Origin of the sequence: uncultured Metabacillus sp., from assembly GCF_947503125.1 — a bacterium.
In the GTDB taxonomy this organism is placed as follows: domain Bacteria; phylum Bacillota; class Bacilli; order Bacillales; family Bacillaceae; genus Metabacillus.
The window spans coordinates 133,713-146,323 of sequence record NZ_CANNCR010000002.1 but is presented as its reverse complement, the minus strand read 5'-3'; the positions used below and the strand labels follow the sequence as shown (position 1 = coordinate 146,323).

Here is a 12,611-nt window from a genome sequence, read left to right as displayed (position 1 = left end):
CTACATAAATGTTGCTGTACGTTTATGTCCACCTAGACCACTCTGACCTCCAATCAGTGTGGTCTTTTATTTATGCCGGACATCTTACTTCTACAAAGTAATGATCTGATACATAATACTTCTCACCTTTATACTCAAAGGCTGTAAATCCCTCGTATTCGCTCCAGGATTCAAACTGTTTTACTTTTGTTCCTTCTGGAATCATCATGCAATTATTGATTTCACAATCGTATTTAAATGTTAAATTCATTTGTAAGCATCTCCCTTTGTTCTTGTTAATATATTCTATGCTGCTTTTATGCTGGAGTGCTTGGTTAAGTTGTATAATGACAATTTATTTTTGAAAAAGTTGTGAATTGTTAACCTTTATATTCTTTGTTAGATGTCTTTACTAATTCATACACACTTTGTAATTCTTTGATATATTTACCTAAACTTTCTTCATCAAATGTGAAAGGCTCCATACTGTCAACCTTGAATGCATATTGACTTTTCACTGACCAATTAGCAACAATTTGCCCTTTGACTAATTCACCTTTTACTCTATATTCTTTAGCAAACATTTAATTTACCTCCTTTAAGTAAAAGTTGGATTTCATTCAAAGTTTCTATTTTTCCCAAACAGTTTTCAATGACTTAACAACCGTCTGAACTTGCCCTATGTCACTTGATGAAAGGTAATTGATTGCAAAGGCGATTGCATCATTAAGCTCTTTTATACGTTGGTCTTTTTCAAAAAGCTCAACACCTCTAGCTCTATATGCATTATAATGCTCGGACGTTTGACGTTGACCAGTTTCCCATTCCAATAACTCCTCTTTCAGTCTTTTAACTTCATTAAATAAATCAATATTCATTTTCATATCTCCTTCTGAAAAATGCTCAATTGCTCCCTCTAATTTAAGATCCCCTCTGTAAGTTCTTTCATAGAATTTTTCCATTATAATCTCTCCTAATTATTCAGATTTAAATTCCGGTTCAAATTTTGCATTCAACATTCTTTCCAACTCCTTATAAAAGATATTTATCATTCAGAAACAATTTCTTTAATTCTTCTTAATTTATCAAGTGATAATGTTGGTCTTCCATAGCTACCGAAAATCAACCTAAGATCATTCCATATCTCTTCTGTTTCTTCTTCATCTAATATTTCTTGTTCAGAAAAGTATAGCTCCCAATCATTTGCATATTCGGTAACTTGTCGTAAATCTTCGATGCTGAATTTTATCATCCATCTTTCCCTTGCTTCTCCTTTACTTCCTACAAAGAAATACTTTCTCCCAACTTTTACAATTTCCTGTTCCCTTATTTCTTTATTTCCATATCTAGCAGCGTTATTTACTGGTTTAAGATAAACTTTTTGACCAACAATTATTTTATCCTTACTCATTTTACTCTCTCCTTAACCTCCATAATATCTAACACTTGGATATGATCTCTCTTCAAGTAATTCAATCCATCCTTTGTTAATTCCTGTTCAAGAAATTTACCAGTTGCTAAGTTAACATCTCTAACTAAATAGCTATTCATATGTAACCCTCTCCTTTTCTCTTATTTAATTATATTTTACCATCCTTTAATCTATTTGTATATATTTATATTTAATTTATTTATAAAATTGTTACTTTGTGATCCAGTTTCTTCTCTTTCAACTCTTCAACTTTGCAGTCACGCTCGATCCATCCTTCAACGACTATTGACTTAAGTTCTCCATCCTCATACCACTCAATTAAATACATTTACATTCCCTCCCATAAGTCATAAAGGTGTAATAAGAATCCTTACTACACCTTTAAATTGTTAGTTTATATTAGAGTCCTAGTTGATCAACCGCATATGCTGAATCATCTTGACCGTGACCTTCATATATTAATTGATCAATTAAACCTTGTCTTGACATAGGCATTGTACTATTGTATTGCTCGGCATGTTTTACTGCCTGCTCTCTCCAATCAACTTCGATGTTTTCAACTGCAAGAGTGGCTTCGTCTGTCGCATAGCCTTCAAATTCCAATTGTTTGATCAGTCCAGTTTTTGAGAATGGCATCATTGAAATATAGTTTTCAGCTTGACGAATAGCATTTTGTTGTGAGGCAGATAATTCTGGTTCTTTAGCTTTCTCTTCTTCTGCTTTTTTCTTAGCTTCGGTTTCCTCTTTTGCCTTCTGTTCAGCTTCTAGCTTCGCTTGTTCCTCTGCTTCCTTTTTAGCCTGTTCTTCTTGTTCTTTCTTGGCTTGCTCTTCTGCATCAATTTCTTCTTGAGTCGGTTCTTCTACTTCTTCAGAAACTTCATTTTCAACTTCTTCTGTTTGTTCTGGTTCGGCTGTTACCTCTTCTAGTGGTGTTGGACTTGGTAAAGATAATCCAATTACAAATAATACAAAACATACTCCAGTGATGATAAAGTTCTTTTTGGCCTTACCATTCTTTTTAACTGATGCTACAATCGCCATAATTCCAAATACAATAATTCCTACAAAACCAATTAATCCAAAAAATATACTCAATATAATCTCTCCCTTAATATAGTGTATCTATATGAAAGAACTATAATAAGTCCTATGTATAATGTATGTTTAGTTTACTTTTATATGATATATTTCTGAATGTAATTCCTATTTTATAGTGATGAGTAAAGCTTATAATCTTTCCAGTGTAAGGCTTCGCATATTTTTATTCGTTGTTCTAACATCTCAATTTCTTCTTCATCATTTGAATAGTATATCTGCTCTTTTAACTTCAATATTTCTTTTATAGTGTTTTTCTCCAACTTTGGTTTTGTTGGAAATAAATTTAAATAAAACAATTTTTCACTCACCCTTTCATTTTGGTTTAGCTGCTACCCTATCCACATATTTAATCGCATCTGTTAATTTATGACCTTTGCATAATTCCAGGTATTTATTGTATGCTGCTCGCTTTCCTTCACTTCGTAATACATCCTCAATTTGTTTCTTTTTAGTGTTGAATATGATTTCTTTGCCGAATATTTTCATCTTGTTAAATCCTTTCTAGATAGAATTGTCAATTTATTCAATAATTATTTTAATTTTTTTACCTATTTCTTTAGAAATTTTATCTTCATAAAGTTTTAGAATCATTGGTTCTGTTAATTCAATATCGCCCCTTAAAATACTTTTATTAATACCATATTTATCATGTAATTTTTCAATTTGCTTCTCGGGAATGGGTTTATTCCGTTTCCCTACCCACTCATTTACAGTTTGTCTTGTTATACCTAATTCTTTTGCTATTTGACTCATGGATACATTATTTATTTCAGCTAAATATTTAAGTGCATGCACCAAAAACTCTCCCCTTTTCACTTAAAATACTTCTTTCATAGAGAAATGATAAACGTTTTAAATTGTTATCATTTCTCTTTTCTATATTTTATATTATATACGTTTAATTTACTTATGTAAAGAATTTTCTTCCACTTTTATGTATTTTTTATAGTCTTCGTTTATCCACTTGTATATTTTAATAAGTCTCTCTTTTGTAAAGTTTTTATTTTCTTCATTGTACCATTCTTCTAAATCGAATATCCATTTAGATCCGTTGCACGACCTACAAGCAGGAACGCAATTGTTTAAGTCATTGCTTCCTTCATGGTCTACATGTTCTTTATGTAATCTTTGATTAAATTTATTTTTATGCTTTTCCTCAGATAGTCCACAGTATGCACAGGAATTATTAAAGTACTCCTTGCAAGCAACCCATTCTTCATTGCTTATATTATGTGTGCCATTCATTTGTTTGTAAAAAGAATATTCTCTAGTTTTGTCTGGATTATTCTTCCTCCACTTCTTTTGATCTCCTCGTTCACGTTGTAGTCTTGCAGCTTCTCTTGTTTTCATTTTCTTTTCTGGCGTAGCATCTCTTTTAGCCACTATAGTTTTCCAATAATCATAATTATCATATTGCCATTTTAAAGTTTGTTTCTTGCTACATTCTTTACATTCTGCTTTTGGAACATAAAAAGTCCCTTTCTTTTTAGAGGTTTTCTTTTGCATATAGTAATCATCTAAAGGTTTATTTTCTCCACATACTGTACACTTTTTCATTTCTTTTTCCATTTAACCATCCCTTTTTTGTTTATAATTAATTTATCTTTGTTAAAATTTTATAACTATCCGAAAACTATAGGCTAGTTATTTTTAGGAATAACTTGCAATTTCATATCTAATGCATCCAAATATTTAATAACCGTTCTCAAGTTTGCAGAATGTGTGGTTGGGCTTTCTAATCTTCCTATTGCTGGTTGCTTTAACCCAGTTAATTCAGCTAATTCTCTTTGCGTTATATTCTTATCCACTCTAGCCGTAACAATATCTGCTAATAATTCTAAATAAATCTTTTCATCTTCTGACAGTGACTTAATTTCTTTTTTATATTCTGACCATTTCTCCATTATATCCCTCCTTCCCAACGTGCTTAAATTTATTATATAACGATTATGTTATTAAATCAACCCTGAATAATTAAATTTATTAATATTTTTTCTAATTAAAATGGAGAATTTATCTATAATTTTAAAGTAAATAAAAAGCAGTTACCACGTAAAACATCTTGGCGACATGGTAACTGCTCCGTAGCTTACCCTGCTCTTTGGACGGAAACGGGTTGCTACTCTCTGTAATTGCCTGATAAAAGCCAATCGCTCATAGCGATCTTGCAATACAATTATAACATGTCTAGATAATTCGTACAATTCTTAAAATAAATAATCCACCCTGATTGGCCGACAAGGGTGGACTAAAAGAATCTTTGAGATAGTGTGCCATCACTTATTTTTGTGATAACAATTTATTTATAACATATCTGTGGATGAATTTCAATTTATAAGTGAATAATAAGTATAAAGATAAAGAATCGATTGATCAATCATTTAATTAATTTACCTTTATTGAAATTCTTGGAAACACTCTTGAGATAACCAACTAATATCATTATCTATAATTACTGTTACAAATCCTTCATGCTGCAAATGATAATTAGCCTTCTCTAATCTTGTTCCTTCATTTAAGGTTAATCCACAGTCAAACTCCAAATCCATTCCAATTATTAAGTATTCACCAGTTTTTAATACATTCATTTTATCTTCCTCCTTAATAAGTATAATTTTATTTATGTTTAATTTATTTGTATACATACTTACCTTTCAATGTATTTCAGTTTCTTTGTTATCAAAATTAATCCCCATATCTTGAGTTATCCAGTTTAAAATTACACTTTTAGAAGTTGTAAACGGAAACTTCATATATCTATCACCTTCAAGTCCATCCATGAAGTATCTTATTGCGAATTCTTCTGATACTTTTTCTATTTCCATCATCTCAGAAATTAAATCAGATAGGTCATAAAATTTATCCCTTTTCTCACTTACAATAATAATTTTATCCTTCACTATTCATCACCTCCGTAGTCTTTATATTGTATTCTATTACTGAAAGTTAAACTTAATGCATGTACGACATAAAAAAATTTATCATAATTACAATTATGGATAATTTTCACCTTTGATTATGTGATTCAATCCGTGGTAAGATGTAATCACAGAAGAACAGCAAGCCTTCTGAATAAATGATTAGGAGCTGATAGCGTATGTTAAACATTAACCAAACTATTCAAGGTGAAAATAACAGTACAAATAAACTTTTAGTTCCTGGATCAGAACAAATATTAGAACAAATGAAAATGGAAATTGCTGAAGAGATGGGAATTGTACTTGGAGCAGATACAACAAGTAGAGAGAATGGCCGTGTTGGTGGAGAACTTACAAGAAGACTAATTCAAATGGGTAAACAGCAACTTATGAATAAAAATAATATGTTACATTGATAAAAAGAAGGGTTAATTCCCTTCTTTTTCATGTTAATAAAATGTAATTACATATGATATAATTTCATTAAGGTAGGTGATTACTATAGAACGAAAAATTGTTAAAATCGGTAACTCTTTGGGAGTTAGAATTCCATCTTCTTTTTTAAAGGAACTTGGTGTTACTTTTAATGATACAATTGAAATGGAATTTGACAGCAATCTAAAAACTATTATAATAAAAAATAAATCAACGACACCTGATAATAACTATCTTGAGACGATAGTCAAAGGCATCGTTGATCAATATCTTAAAGAGAAAGATTTATTATGAAAAGGGATGTTCGCAGCATCTCTTTTTTATTATTCAACTGTTGTTTCAACGGCATCTATTTCTTCTTGACTCATTGGCTCAGATCCTTCTGTTTCAGTTTCAACAGTTTCTACAACCTCACCATGAGCTTCTACTTCTGTATTAGCTTTTTCAAGTTCTAATTCTAGCTGTGCTACATGACCATCTGCTTCAGCAACTTTTTCTTCAGCCCATCTTAAAGTAGCTTCTAAATCGGAAATCTCTGCATTAGCTGCATCTAAGTTTCCTTGAACTGTTGCCAACTCTGCTACTTTGGTATCATATTCTGCTTTTTTAGCTTCTAATTGTGCTTGAGTTTCAGCATGGTTTGCTTGCTCAGTTTCTAAACTTGCTTGTAAACCAGAAATATCTGCTTGTAGTCCTTCAATTTGTGTATTTAAATTTGCAACAGTTACCTCTAATGCTGCTTTTTGATCAGTTAAAGTTGTAATTTCCCCATTCAATGTAACAATTTGACCTTTTAGATCTTCAATGTTAGCATTTGCGCTTGCAAGTTTACTAGATGCATCTTCTTTGATTAGGCCGATTTTCTCTAGTAAACTACCTTCATTTTGCTCATACTGAGTAATTTTATCTCCTGCTTCTTTAACAAAGTTTGAAGCATTCTCTAATGTAGCACTACCACTAAATAATAGTCCTGCACCTGCTAAAGTAAATCCTCCTGCTAATACACCTACAGCAATCTTAGACGTAAACAAACCCATTTTACTCATCTCCCAATTAGTTATTTAGTAGTGGTTATCTTTTCCACATTTAGAAGTATACTACTTTGTGATTACTTTGTAAACTACTTTATTTGAAGTTTTTTAAAAATTAATTAATTATTTATTTCTACAACAAAAAAGGAGCCGAGATACAATATCCCGACTCCAATTTCTATAACTAATTGGGTCTACCCATAGGCAGATTAACAGTTATAATATCATAGATATTGTGATTAATCAATAATTATTAAAATAAAAACGCAATTTTAACTAGACACTTATTCCATGTACTTTTAAAGCTGTCTTACAAATTGTCAATGGTGCTGTTTCTGACTTTACGCCTCGTGAAATTATTCCCTTCCCCTGGTGCCTTACTGTAGCGTAATAGCAGCTTTCCGAAGTTGTTACGTCTATCATAATCATTTGCTTTCTTAATTTCTCTACAACTTTCCAAGCATCTTGTATATTGTCACTAGGGTTAAAGTATTCCTTGCTCGCCACTCTTTCACCATCTACACCGTAAAAAGGAGTTCCGTTATCTTCCCAGCCCATAACTTTAGTAGCAATCAAGTAATCTATTTCTCTATTTTTCATTTATTTTCTCCACCTTTACTAATTGTATTAAGTCTTCAGGCTCAAAATATGCTTTTACAACATCATTAACCTTGATTCCTTTTAACTCATCATTAGTAAAATAAATCTTGCTGCTGTCGGTTGTGGACTCTCCATATACCTCGTTTCCTTTAATTTTAACAATTTGATACTCATATACTCTATACTCTGAATCTGCTTTTAATGGCATTTCTGGTTGCTTATCAGGCTGCGAATTAACAGTTATAGTTAGAAATAATGTAACAAGTAAAATTAGACATACAACGAGTAATTTATTTTTATGAGATTTACGTTTATATCTCATCTAATCAACACCTTTTATGTATATTTAGTTTATGTATGTAGATATCCAATTAGCGTTCCAATGTAAAGTAATGGAACGATGATTATCGCAGTTCCAATTGTTCCTAGTGTTATGTATCTGAATTCCTGGTCATTTTTATAACGGTTAATTAATTCAGTCATTGTTTATTCGCTTCCTCTTAAATAAAATATTATTCATAAATTTTATAAACTTCAATCTCATCATAGAACTTTTCCTTGGCTTCATTAACATTTCCTATAACTTTGTAATCTTCCCAACAAACAGTGTCATACTCGCCTTTTTCATTAATGATTGCTACGTCAGCACCATCCACATTTTCAATTACTACATATTTATTGCCAATCGGATGAGACGGAACATAATGTGATTCGACTATTTCAATAATGTCAAATTGTTTTGCAGTATTATTAAGCATTATATCACCTCTTAATATTCTCTTTTATCAACATATTCATGTTCATAAGCGTCATATTCAAAATCATCAAATTCCAATAAAATAGATTTATAAAGTTCCCAACTATAAGTACTACTTCCTGATGTTGCCATTTCAACTACTTCTTTTAATGCTTCTCTTAGTCTTTTAATTTCTTGTTTTTGTGTTTGAAATTTTTCTGCTTGCTCTATTAACCAGTCAATATCATCTCTTTCTAGATTTAAATTTGCACCATAAACAACTTCTCGAATAGCGTCTAATTTTTTATTCATTTATAATTCACCCTTCCTAATATGTATTTACTTCAAGATACAATAGTAGTTTTAATTAGATTTATTCCAGTAAGTTTTATAATTATCTTCAGTAAAATTTTCCTGTGCTATCTTTTTAATTTCTTGAAGTTTTTCAATCATATCATCTATTTCACAAATATGGATATAGTCAGTATTATTAGCCTTTTCTTCTGAGTACTCGTCATCAACCTTAAATCCATTGTAATATCGTCTATAATCAATACAACCATCCCATTTAAAGCTTACAGAAGTTTCATTGAATTCCTTATCTGCAACTTCAATTGAGATAACTTCACCTTCATCTGTTTTGTTTACTTTTGTTATTTTAAAATGTTTCATTTTCTTCTCCTTTCTAGATACAACAGTGCCTTTATTTAAATTTTTGATCATTTGCTATTTGTTCAATTTGATCCTGACTTAAGAAAACGCAGCCAGTATTTATACCTCTATTATTAAACTGAAAAACATACATCCCGTTATTCAATTTAAACTTCTTATACAAAGTTTCAATCTTTCCTTCTTCATCAAATCCCATTGTTACATAACCACTATCTAATAAACTTTCTCTGAACACTAAAATCACATCCTTCTTAAATTTTATTTGTTAATTTCATTTTATAATAGATTAATTTATTTGTAAATGTTTTCTTTAAATTAAAACCCTCAATTTATCTAGAAGTAAAAATTACTTCTCCAACTCTTTCAACCTTACAAATAAACCATTTAGAAACATATTGTTTCCATCCATCTCCATGTACCTCTACACCGTCTGAATAAAGATTATCTTCTTTTAATACTCCTTTATCAATTAGAAATTCCCCTTCATCACGATTATAATAGTGTACTTCATCACCCTTTTTTAACATTGTAACATCACATACTACAGTTTCATTTGACAAGACATTTTCCTCCTCGCTATTATTTGTCCACTCTTTCTAGTAAGTTCTGTTATATAAAAATCTCAAGTGAGCCAGTAATAAAACTAACTCACTGTTATATAAAATTTTAAACGACCTTTTGATTGCCCCAGTTAATATAGCTTTTTCCTTCCTGATCTGTTTCCTTCGTCATTAACATTGATAATATATCAAACTCTACCCCGAATCGCTCTAGTATTTCATGGTCATCGATTGATTCATTTTTCATAAAGTTGTTTAATTTCTCTTTATTAAGAATGAGTTTCAATAAATTACTTTCAATTGAATTTGAAATAGTTAAGAAATGTATTTCCTTTTGTTCTTCTGAAGTATACCGGACAAAACGAGCAAAAAACTGGTGCATTGCTGCGAAATTCCATTGCAATTCTAACAATAAAACTTTGTTGACAAAATCAATATTCATACTGCTTGATAGTGATTGTTGAGTGCAGATAAGAATACCATTTCTAGATTCTTTTAGTTGTTTTACGATATCTTTACGCTTGTTTAATGATGTACCATCTCCTGTTATTATGTATAATGGCCTATCTGGATATTGTTGTCTAATATAACTTGCATATAAATTTACAGTTTTTATATGAGTGCATCCAATAGCAACAATTTCACTATCCCATTTAGAAAGCATATCAAGCGTTTTAATTGCCTTTGAAGGTGTTTCACTTGAATAATAACCTTTGAATACATTAGGAGTTACGCAAGCCTTTAAAAGACTGTTCAATTGTTGAATGATACGTAATAAACTATCTTTTCTACTATTTCCAGTTGATCTGTACATATGTGTTAATCTATGAAACTCTTCAACAATAACCCTATACAATTCATTTTCAGATGTATTAAAGCTAGTAGTATTTTGAATAATTTTATAGATATTCTTTCCGCTAACTTCTTCGAATGTTCTTGTAATCATTGTAGAGTCAATAAGTCTTTTCAATTCTTCACTGTTATATATATCTTGGTTTTGCTTCCCTACTCCAAAGACTGTTGCCTTTTCAGGTGAAAAACATTGTTTGAATAGTGTATGGCCTTTCTTGTATGCAGGAAATGGTTTGTTATAATACTTTTCGTTATACTGTTCTTTGATTTCTTTTGTCTTTCTATCCTCTACAAAGATAGTATTTACATCACAAATCATGTTATATGAATTGTTATATAAAAGTTCGAATGCTGTGAAGGATTCCGGTATATTGTTTCTGGTACTCGTGGCACTCATAAGTAATTTATATTTAACTCTTCTGAAACAGTCTAACGTTGCTTTCGTACGTTTTGATGATGGATTACAGATACTATCTGCTTCATCTAAAACTAGCATAACTTTTTGACTTTGCATTCTTACATATTTCTTTATGAATCTTTTATACTTAATTAACATATTAAAAGTCATAATAACAATTTGACCTTGTTTAATGTTTTCAATATCTTTTAATTTATTGACTCTTATATAATCCATCCCATACGCTTTTAAGATGTCATTCCAGTTATTGTTTATCGCTATAGCAGGCGCAACTAGGAATATATTTTTAATGTTGTTATGTGTTAATCTGAACATCATTTGCGCAATAGCTGAAATACTCTTTCCTGATCCTGTGCCCCATTGTAGATAACCATAGTTCTTAGATAGCATTTTCATGGTGTCTTGCTTCTGTATTTCATTTAATTTTATTTCTTGATTGTTTTCTTTATCTGTAATAACTAAATTGTCCAGGTACTCTACAACCTTGCTGTTATGTGAAATATCCTGAAATGATTTAGCTTGACTGTTATATAAACTTTTCTTTTTATTGAACAACTTTTTATACGTTTCATCCTGAAAAGGATAAGTATCATTTAACAACATATCATTGAAAGACATTTCTTTTACTACATCCATTTTGCCCAGTCTTAGCAATGACTTTCTGTTATATGTTTTCATGGATAAACCGTATCTATTTTTAACTAGTTTTATTTCATCTTTTTCAATTTTATGCTGTTCTTTCAGTATCTTCTTAAGGTAGGAAATGACTTTATTTTTTGTTATAACTTTCTTTTGCCATTCCTTATAATCCATGTCATTAGGTTTCTTTTGTGTTCTAAACTTCAGTAAATACTCTTCGGCTCTGTTATAGTGTTTTTTGGTGTTCTTCCCTACTCTGATATGATGCAACATCTTTTTAACTTTGAATTCAAATTCTTGATCCTGTTTATCGCTTCTCATGGCCTCTAGAATTAACTTTTGTTTGATTGTTTCCTTCTGTTCGTATAATGGTTTAATGTACAGTTTATGAAGTTCTCCGGCCGTTCTAGGATCAATACTATCTAATTCTAATGACATATGTTTAGCTGAATATGGTTTGTTCTCCAGGTGTTCGCTTTTCTTCTGGAATATCATAATTTTAGTTGTTATATCTGCCCCTGTATCTTTAAATGTATCTCTATGAAGTTTGAAAGATTCTATAAAGTTAAAATGTTCATTGACTAGATTTATATTTCCTTTGTCTGTAAAATCATCTATTAGAAATGATTCAGGAACTATTAAAGCCATAACTCCAGCAGGCTTAAGAAGTTCTGCAGCTTTCAACATATAAAAAATTTGACTGTTATATGTATTTTTATTATATTCCCATTTTAAATTATATGGAGGATTTCCTAAGACTAAGTCAAAACTTACTTCAGGTTCATATGTGCGTATATCATTATTAGTTACATTTACACTAGGAAATAAATATTTTAAAACTTTATATGCCTTTAGTTCCCACTCATTAACGTAAACATTATTATAGTTAGGCATCCAGTTTATCAAGCTGCCGTGTCCTGCTGTCATGTCTGTTATATAATCATTTTTACTAGGCCTTAACATTAAAGTTAAAAATTTTGATAGCTTCAAAGGTGTAAAAAATTGGCCGTGTTCAAGCTCTTTCTTTTTATTACTGAATTCATGATAATTGTTAAAATCGTTATAATTCAAACCATGCAAGGCACCTTCACCGCTAAACATATTAAATATTACCGGTTTTGTTATTTGTGGATGATCAATATTATTGTCAACTATATGGAGTATTTTAGTATTTATTTCTTTTCGTTTCTCTTGTGGTACTGCCATTTTTAAATCTGGATACATTCCTAAAACCTCCGTTA

Annotated in this window: 25 protein-coding genes; 2 read left to right on the top strand and 23 right to left on the bottom strand. The window is 30.5% G+C overall.

Annotated features, from left to right (window positions below):
* Positions 1–70 precede the first annotated feature (70 nt).
* From Q1B07_RS02385 to Q1B07_RS02325, 13 genes are all read right to left on the bottom strand, one after another.
* On the bottom strand, positions 71–250 hold the full coding sequence (locus Q1B07_RS02385; RefSeq protein ID WP_299831427.1) for a hypothetical protein: 180 nt from the start codon (positions 248–250) through the stop codon (positions 71–73).
* 109 nt (positions 251–359) lie between these two features.
* Positions 360–563, bottom strand: a complete 204-nt coding sequence (locus tag Q1B07_RS02380) for a hypothetical protein (protein WP_299831425.1) — start codon at positions 561–563, stop codon at positions 360–362.
* 45 nt (positions 564–608) lie between these two features.
* The gene (locus tag Q1B07_RS02375) at positions 609–941 is read right to left on the bottom strand and encodes a hypothetical protein (protein WP_299831422.1); all 333 of its coding nucleotides are present in this window, start codon (positions 939–941) and stop codon (positions 609–611) included.
* A gap of 86 nt (positions 942–1,027) precedes the next feature.
* Complete coding sequence (locus Q1B07_RS02370) at positions 1,028–1,390, bottom strand: hypothetical protein (protein ID WP_299831419.1); 363 nt, start codon at positions 1,388–1,390, stop codon at positions 1,028–1,030.
* Entirely contained in the window at positions 1,387–1,530 is a 144-nt protein-coding gene (locus tag Q1B07_RS02365) for a hypothetical protein (protein WP_299831416.1), read from the bottom strand. Before Q1B07_RS02365 ends, Q1B07_RS02370 begins: the two co-directional genes overlap by 4 nt.
* 80 nt (positions 1,531–1,610) lie before the next feature.
* Complete coding sequence (locus tag Q1B07_RS02360; protein ID WP_299831413.1) at positions 1,611–1,739, bottom strand: hypothetical protein; 129 nt, start codon at positions 1,737–1,739, stop codon at positions 1,611–1,613.
* Between the two features lie 71 nt (positions 1,740–1,810).
* Positions 1,811–2,506 carry an Ltp family lipoprotein gene (locus tag Q1B07_RS02355; RefSeq protein ID WP_299831410.1) on the bottom strand — a complete coding sequence of 232 codons (696 nt, stop codon included), beginning with the start codon at positions 2,504–2,506 and terminating at the stop codon, positions 1,811–1,813.
* Between the two features lie 315 nt (positions 2,507–2,821).
* Positions 2,822–2,995, bottom strand: a complete 174-nt coding sequence (locus Q1B07_RS02350) for a hypothetical protein (protein ID WP_299831408.1) — start codon at positions 2,993–2,995, stop codon at positions 2,822–2,824.
* 33 nt (positions 2,996–3,028) lie between these two features.
* Positions 3,029–3,304, bottom strand: a complete 276-nt coding sequence (locus Q1B07_RS02345; protein WP_299831405.1) for a helix-turn-helix domain-containing protein — start codon at positions 3,302–3,304, stop codon at positions 3,029–3,031.
* 108 nt (positions 3,305–3,412) lie between these two features.
* Entirely contained in the window at positions 3,413–4,078 is a 666-nt protein-coding gene (locus tag Q1B07_RS02340) for an HNH endonuclease signature motif containing protein (RefSeq protein ID WP_299831402.1), read from the bottom strand.
* Between the two features lie 71 nt (positions 4,079–4,149).
* Positions 4,150–4,413 (bottom strand): helix-turn-helix transcriptional regulator, encoded by a 264-nt coding sequence (locus Q1B07_RS02335; RefSeq protein ID WP_299831399.1) that lies wholly within the window; start codon positions 4,411–4,413, stop codon positions 4,150–4,152.
* Positions 4,414–4,905: 492 nt separating this feature from the next.
* Positions 4,906–5,097, bottom strand: coding sequence for a hypothetical protein (locus Q1B07_RS02330; RefSeq protein WP_299831397.1), 192 nt, complete (start codon positions 5,095–5,097; stop codon positions 4,906–4,908).
* A gap of 66 nt (positions 5,098–5,163) precedes the next feature.
* Positions 5,164–5,409, bottom strand: a complete 246-nt coding sequence (locus Q1B07_RS02325) for a hypothetical protein (RefSeq protein ID WP_299831394.1) — start codon at positions 5,407–5,409, stop codon at positions 5,164–5,166.
* A gap of 197 nt (positions 5,410–5,606) precedes the next feature.
* Here Q1B07_RS02325 and Q1B07_RS02320 point away from each other — a divergent pair, with 197 nt between their 5' ends.
* Positions 5,607–5,843 (top strand): alpha/beta-type small acid-soluble spore protein, encoded by a 237-nt coding sequence (locus tag Q1B07_RS02320; RefSeq protein WP_299831391.1) that lies wholly within the window; start codon positions 5,607–5,609, stop codon positions 5,841–5,843.
* 76 nt (positions 5,844–5,919) lie between these two features.
* Positions 5,920–6,156: an AbrB/MazE/SpoVT family DNA-binding domain-containing protein gene (locus Q1B07_RS02315; RefSeq protein WP_299831388.1), complete on the top strand. Its 237-nt coding sequence runs from the start codon at positions 5,920–5,922 to the stop codon at positions 6,154–6,156.
* A 29-nt stretch (positions 6,157–6,185) separates the two neighbouring features.
* Here the strand turns inward: Q1B07_RS02315 and Q1B07_RS02310 are convergent, their stop codons facing one another.
* The 10 genes from Q1B07_RS02310 to Q1B07_RS02265 form a co-directional block, all read right to left on the bottom strand.
* Positions 6,186–6,899: a hypothetical protein gene (locus Q1B07_RS02310; protein WP_299831386.1), complete on the bottom strand. Its 714-nt coding sequence runs from the start codon at positions 6,897–6,899 to the stop codon at positions 6,186–6,188.
* Between the two features lie 270 nt (positions 6,900–7,169).
* The gene (locus tag Q1B07_RS02305) at positions 7,170–7,493 is read right to left on the bottom strand and encodes a hypothetical protein (protein WP_299831384.1); all 324 of its coding nucleotides are present in this window, start codon (positions 7,491–7,493) and stop codon (positions 7,170–7,172) included.
* Positions 7,483–7,815, bottom strand: coding sequence for a hypothetical protein (locus Q1B07_RS02300; protein ID WP_299831381.1), 333 nt, complete (start codon positions 7,813–7,815; stop codon positions 7,483–7,485). Before Q1B07_RS02300 ends, Q1B07_RS02305 begins: the two co-directional genes overlap by 11 nt.
* 29 nt (positions 7,816–7,844) lie before the next feature.
* Entirely contained in the window at positions 7,845–7,976 is a 132-nt protein-coding gene (locus Q1B07_RS02295) for a hypothetical protein (protein ID WP_299831378.1), read from the bottom strand.
* Positions 7,977–8,005: 29 nt separating this feature from the next.
* Positions 8,006–8,251: a hypothetical protein gene (locus Q1B07_RS02290; protein WP_299831375.1), complete on the bottom strand. Its 246-nt coding sequence runs from the start codon at positions 8,249–8,251 to the stop codon at positions 8,006–8,008.
* 11 nt (positions 8,252–8,262) lie between these two features.
* Positions 8,263–8,541: a hypothetical protein gene (locus Q1B07_RS02285; protein WP_299831372.1), complete on the bottom strand. Its 279-nt coding sequence runs from the start codon at positions 8,539–8,541 to the stop codon at positions 8,263–8,265.
* A gap of 51 nt (positions 8,542–8,592) precedes the next feature.
* Positions 8,593–8,901: a hypothetical protein gene (locus Q1B07_RS02280; protein WP_299831370.1), complete on the bottom strand. Its 309-nt coding sequence runs from the start codon at positions 8,899–8,901 to the stop codon at positions 8,593–8,595.
* A gap of 31 nt (positions 8,902–8,932) precedes the next feature.
* Positions 8,933–9,136 (bottom strand): hypothetical protein, encoded by a 204-nt coding sequence (locus tag Q1B07_RS02275; RefSeq protein ID WP_299831368.1) that lies wholly within the window; start codon positions 9,134–9,136, stop codon positions 8,933–8,935.
* A gap of 94 nt (positions 9,137–9,230) precedes the next feature.
* Positions 9,231–9,461 carry a hypothetical protein gene (locus Q1B07_RS02270; protein WP_299831366.1) on the bottom strand — a complete coding sequence of 77 codons (231 nt, stop codon included), beginning with the start codon at positions 9,459–9,461 and terminating at the stop codon, positions 9,231–9,233.
* 106 nt (positions 9,462–9,567) lie between these two features.
* Positions 9,568–12,594: a DEAD/DEAH box helicase gene (locus tag Q1B07_RS02265; RefSeq protein WP_299831364.1), complete on the bottom strand. Its 3,027-nt coding sequence runs from the start codon at positions 12,592–12,594 to the stop codon at positions 9,568–9,570.
* Positions 12,595–12,611: the final 17 nt, after the last annotated feature.

What these genes read in the sequence shown, in the direction of transcription:
- Q1B07_RS02385 (WP_299831427.1), bottom strand. Translation starts at nt 250, where the DNA reads ATGAATTTAACATTTAAATACGATTGTGAAATCAATAATTGCATGATG.
- Q1B07_RS02380 (WP_299831425.1), bottom strand. Translation starts at nt 563, where the DNA reads ATGTTTGCTAAAGAATATAGAGTAAAAGGTGAATTAGTCAAAGGGCAA.
- Q1B07_RS02375 (WP_299831422.1), bottom strand. Translation starts at nt 941, where the DNA reads ATGGAAAAATTCTATGAAAGAACTTACAGAGGGGATCTTAAATTAGAG.
- Q1B07_RS02370 (WP_299831419.1), bottom strand. Translation starts at nt 1,390, where the DNA reads ATGAGTAAGGATAAAATAATTGTTGGTCAAAAAGTTTATCTTAAACCA.
- Q1B07_RS02365 (WP_299831416.1), bottom strand. Translation starts at nt 1,530, where the DNA reads ATGAATAGCTATTTAGTTAGAGATGTTAACTTAGCAACTGGTAAATTT.
- Q1B07_RS02360 (WP_299831413.1), bottom strand. Translation starts at nt 1,739, where the DNA reads ATGTATTTAATTGAGTGGTATGAGGATGGAGAACTTAAGTCAATAGTC.
- Q1B07_RS02350 (WP_299831408.1), bottom strand. Translation starts at nt 2,995, where the DNA reads ATGAAAATATTCGGCAAAGAAATCATATTCAACACTAAAAAGAAACAA.
- Q1B07_RS02340 (WP_299831402.1), bottom strand. Translation starts at nt 4,078, where the DNA reads ATGGAAAAAGAAATGAAAAAGTGTACAGTATGTGGAGAAAATAAACCT.
- Q1B07_RS02335 (WP_299831399.1), bottom strand. Translation starts at nt 4,413, where the DNA reads ATGGAGAAATGGTCAGAATATAAAAAAGAAATTAAGTCACTGTCAGAA.
- Q1B07_RS02330 (WP_299831397.1), bottom strand. Translation starts at nt 5,097, where the DNA reads ATGAATGTATTAAAAACTGGTGAATACTTAATAATTGGAATGGATTTG.
- Q1B07_RS02320 (WP_299831391.1), top strand. Translation starts at nt 5,607, where the DNA reads ATGTTAAACATTAACCAAACTATTCAAGGTGAAAATAACAGTACAAAT.
- Q1B07_RS02310 (WP_299831386.1), bottom strand. Translation starts at nt 6,899, where the DNA reads ATGGGTTTGTTTACGTCTAAGATTGCTGTAGGTGTATTAGCAGGAGGA.
- Q1B07_RS02305 (WP_299831384.1), bottom strand. Translation starts at nt 7,493, where the DNA reads ATGAAAAATAGAGAAATAGATTACTTGATTGCTACTAAAGTTATGGGC.
- Q1B07_RS02300 (WP_299831381.1), bottom strand. Translation starts at nt 7,815, where the DNA reads ATGAGATATAAACGTAAATCTCATAAAAATAAATTACTCGTTGTATGT.
- Q1B07_RS02295 (WP_299831378.1), bottom strand. Translation starts at nt 7,976, where the DNA reads ATGACTGAATTAATTAACCGTTATAAAAATGACCAGGAATTCAGATAC.
- Q1B07_RS02290 (WP_299831375.1), bottom strand. Translation starts at nt 8,251, where the DNA reads ATGCTTAATAATACTGCAAAACAATTTGACATTATTGAAATAGTCGAA.
- Q1B07_RS02285 (WP_299831372.1), bottom strand. Translation starts at nt 8,541, where the DNA reads ATGAATAAAAAATTAGACGCTATTCGAGAAGTTGTTTATGGTGCAAAT.
- Q1B07_RS02280 (WP_299831370.1), bottom strand. Translation starts at nt 8,901, where the DNA reads ATGAAACATTTTAAAATAACAAAAGTAAACAAAACAGATGAAGGTGAA.
- Q1B07_RS02265 (WP_299831364.1), bottom strand. Translation starts at nt 12,594, where the DNA reads ATGTATCCAGATTTAAAAATGGCAGTACCACAAGAGAAACGAAAAGAA.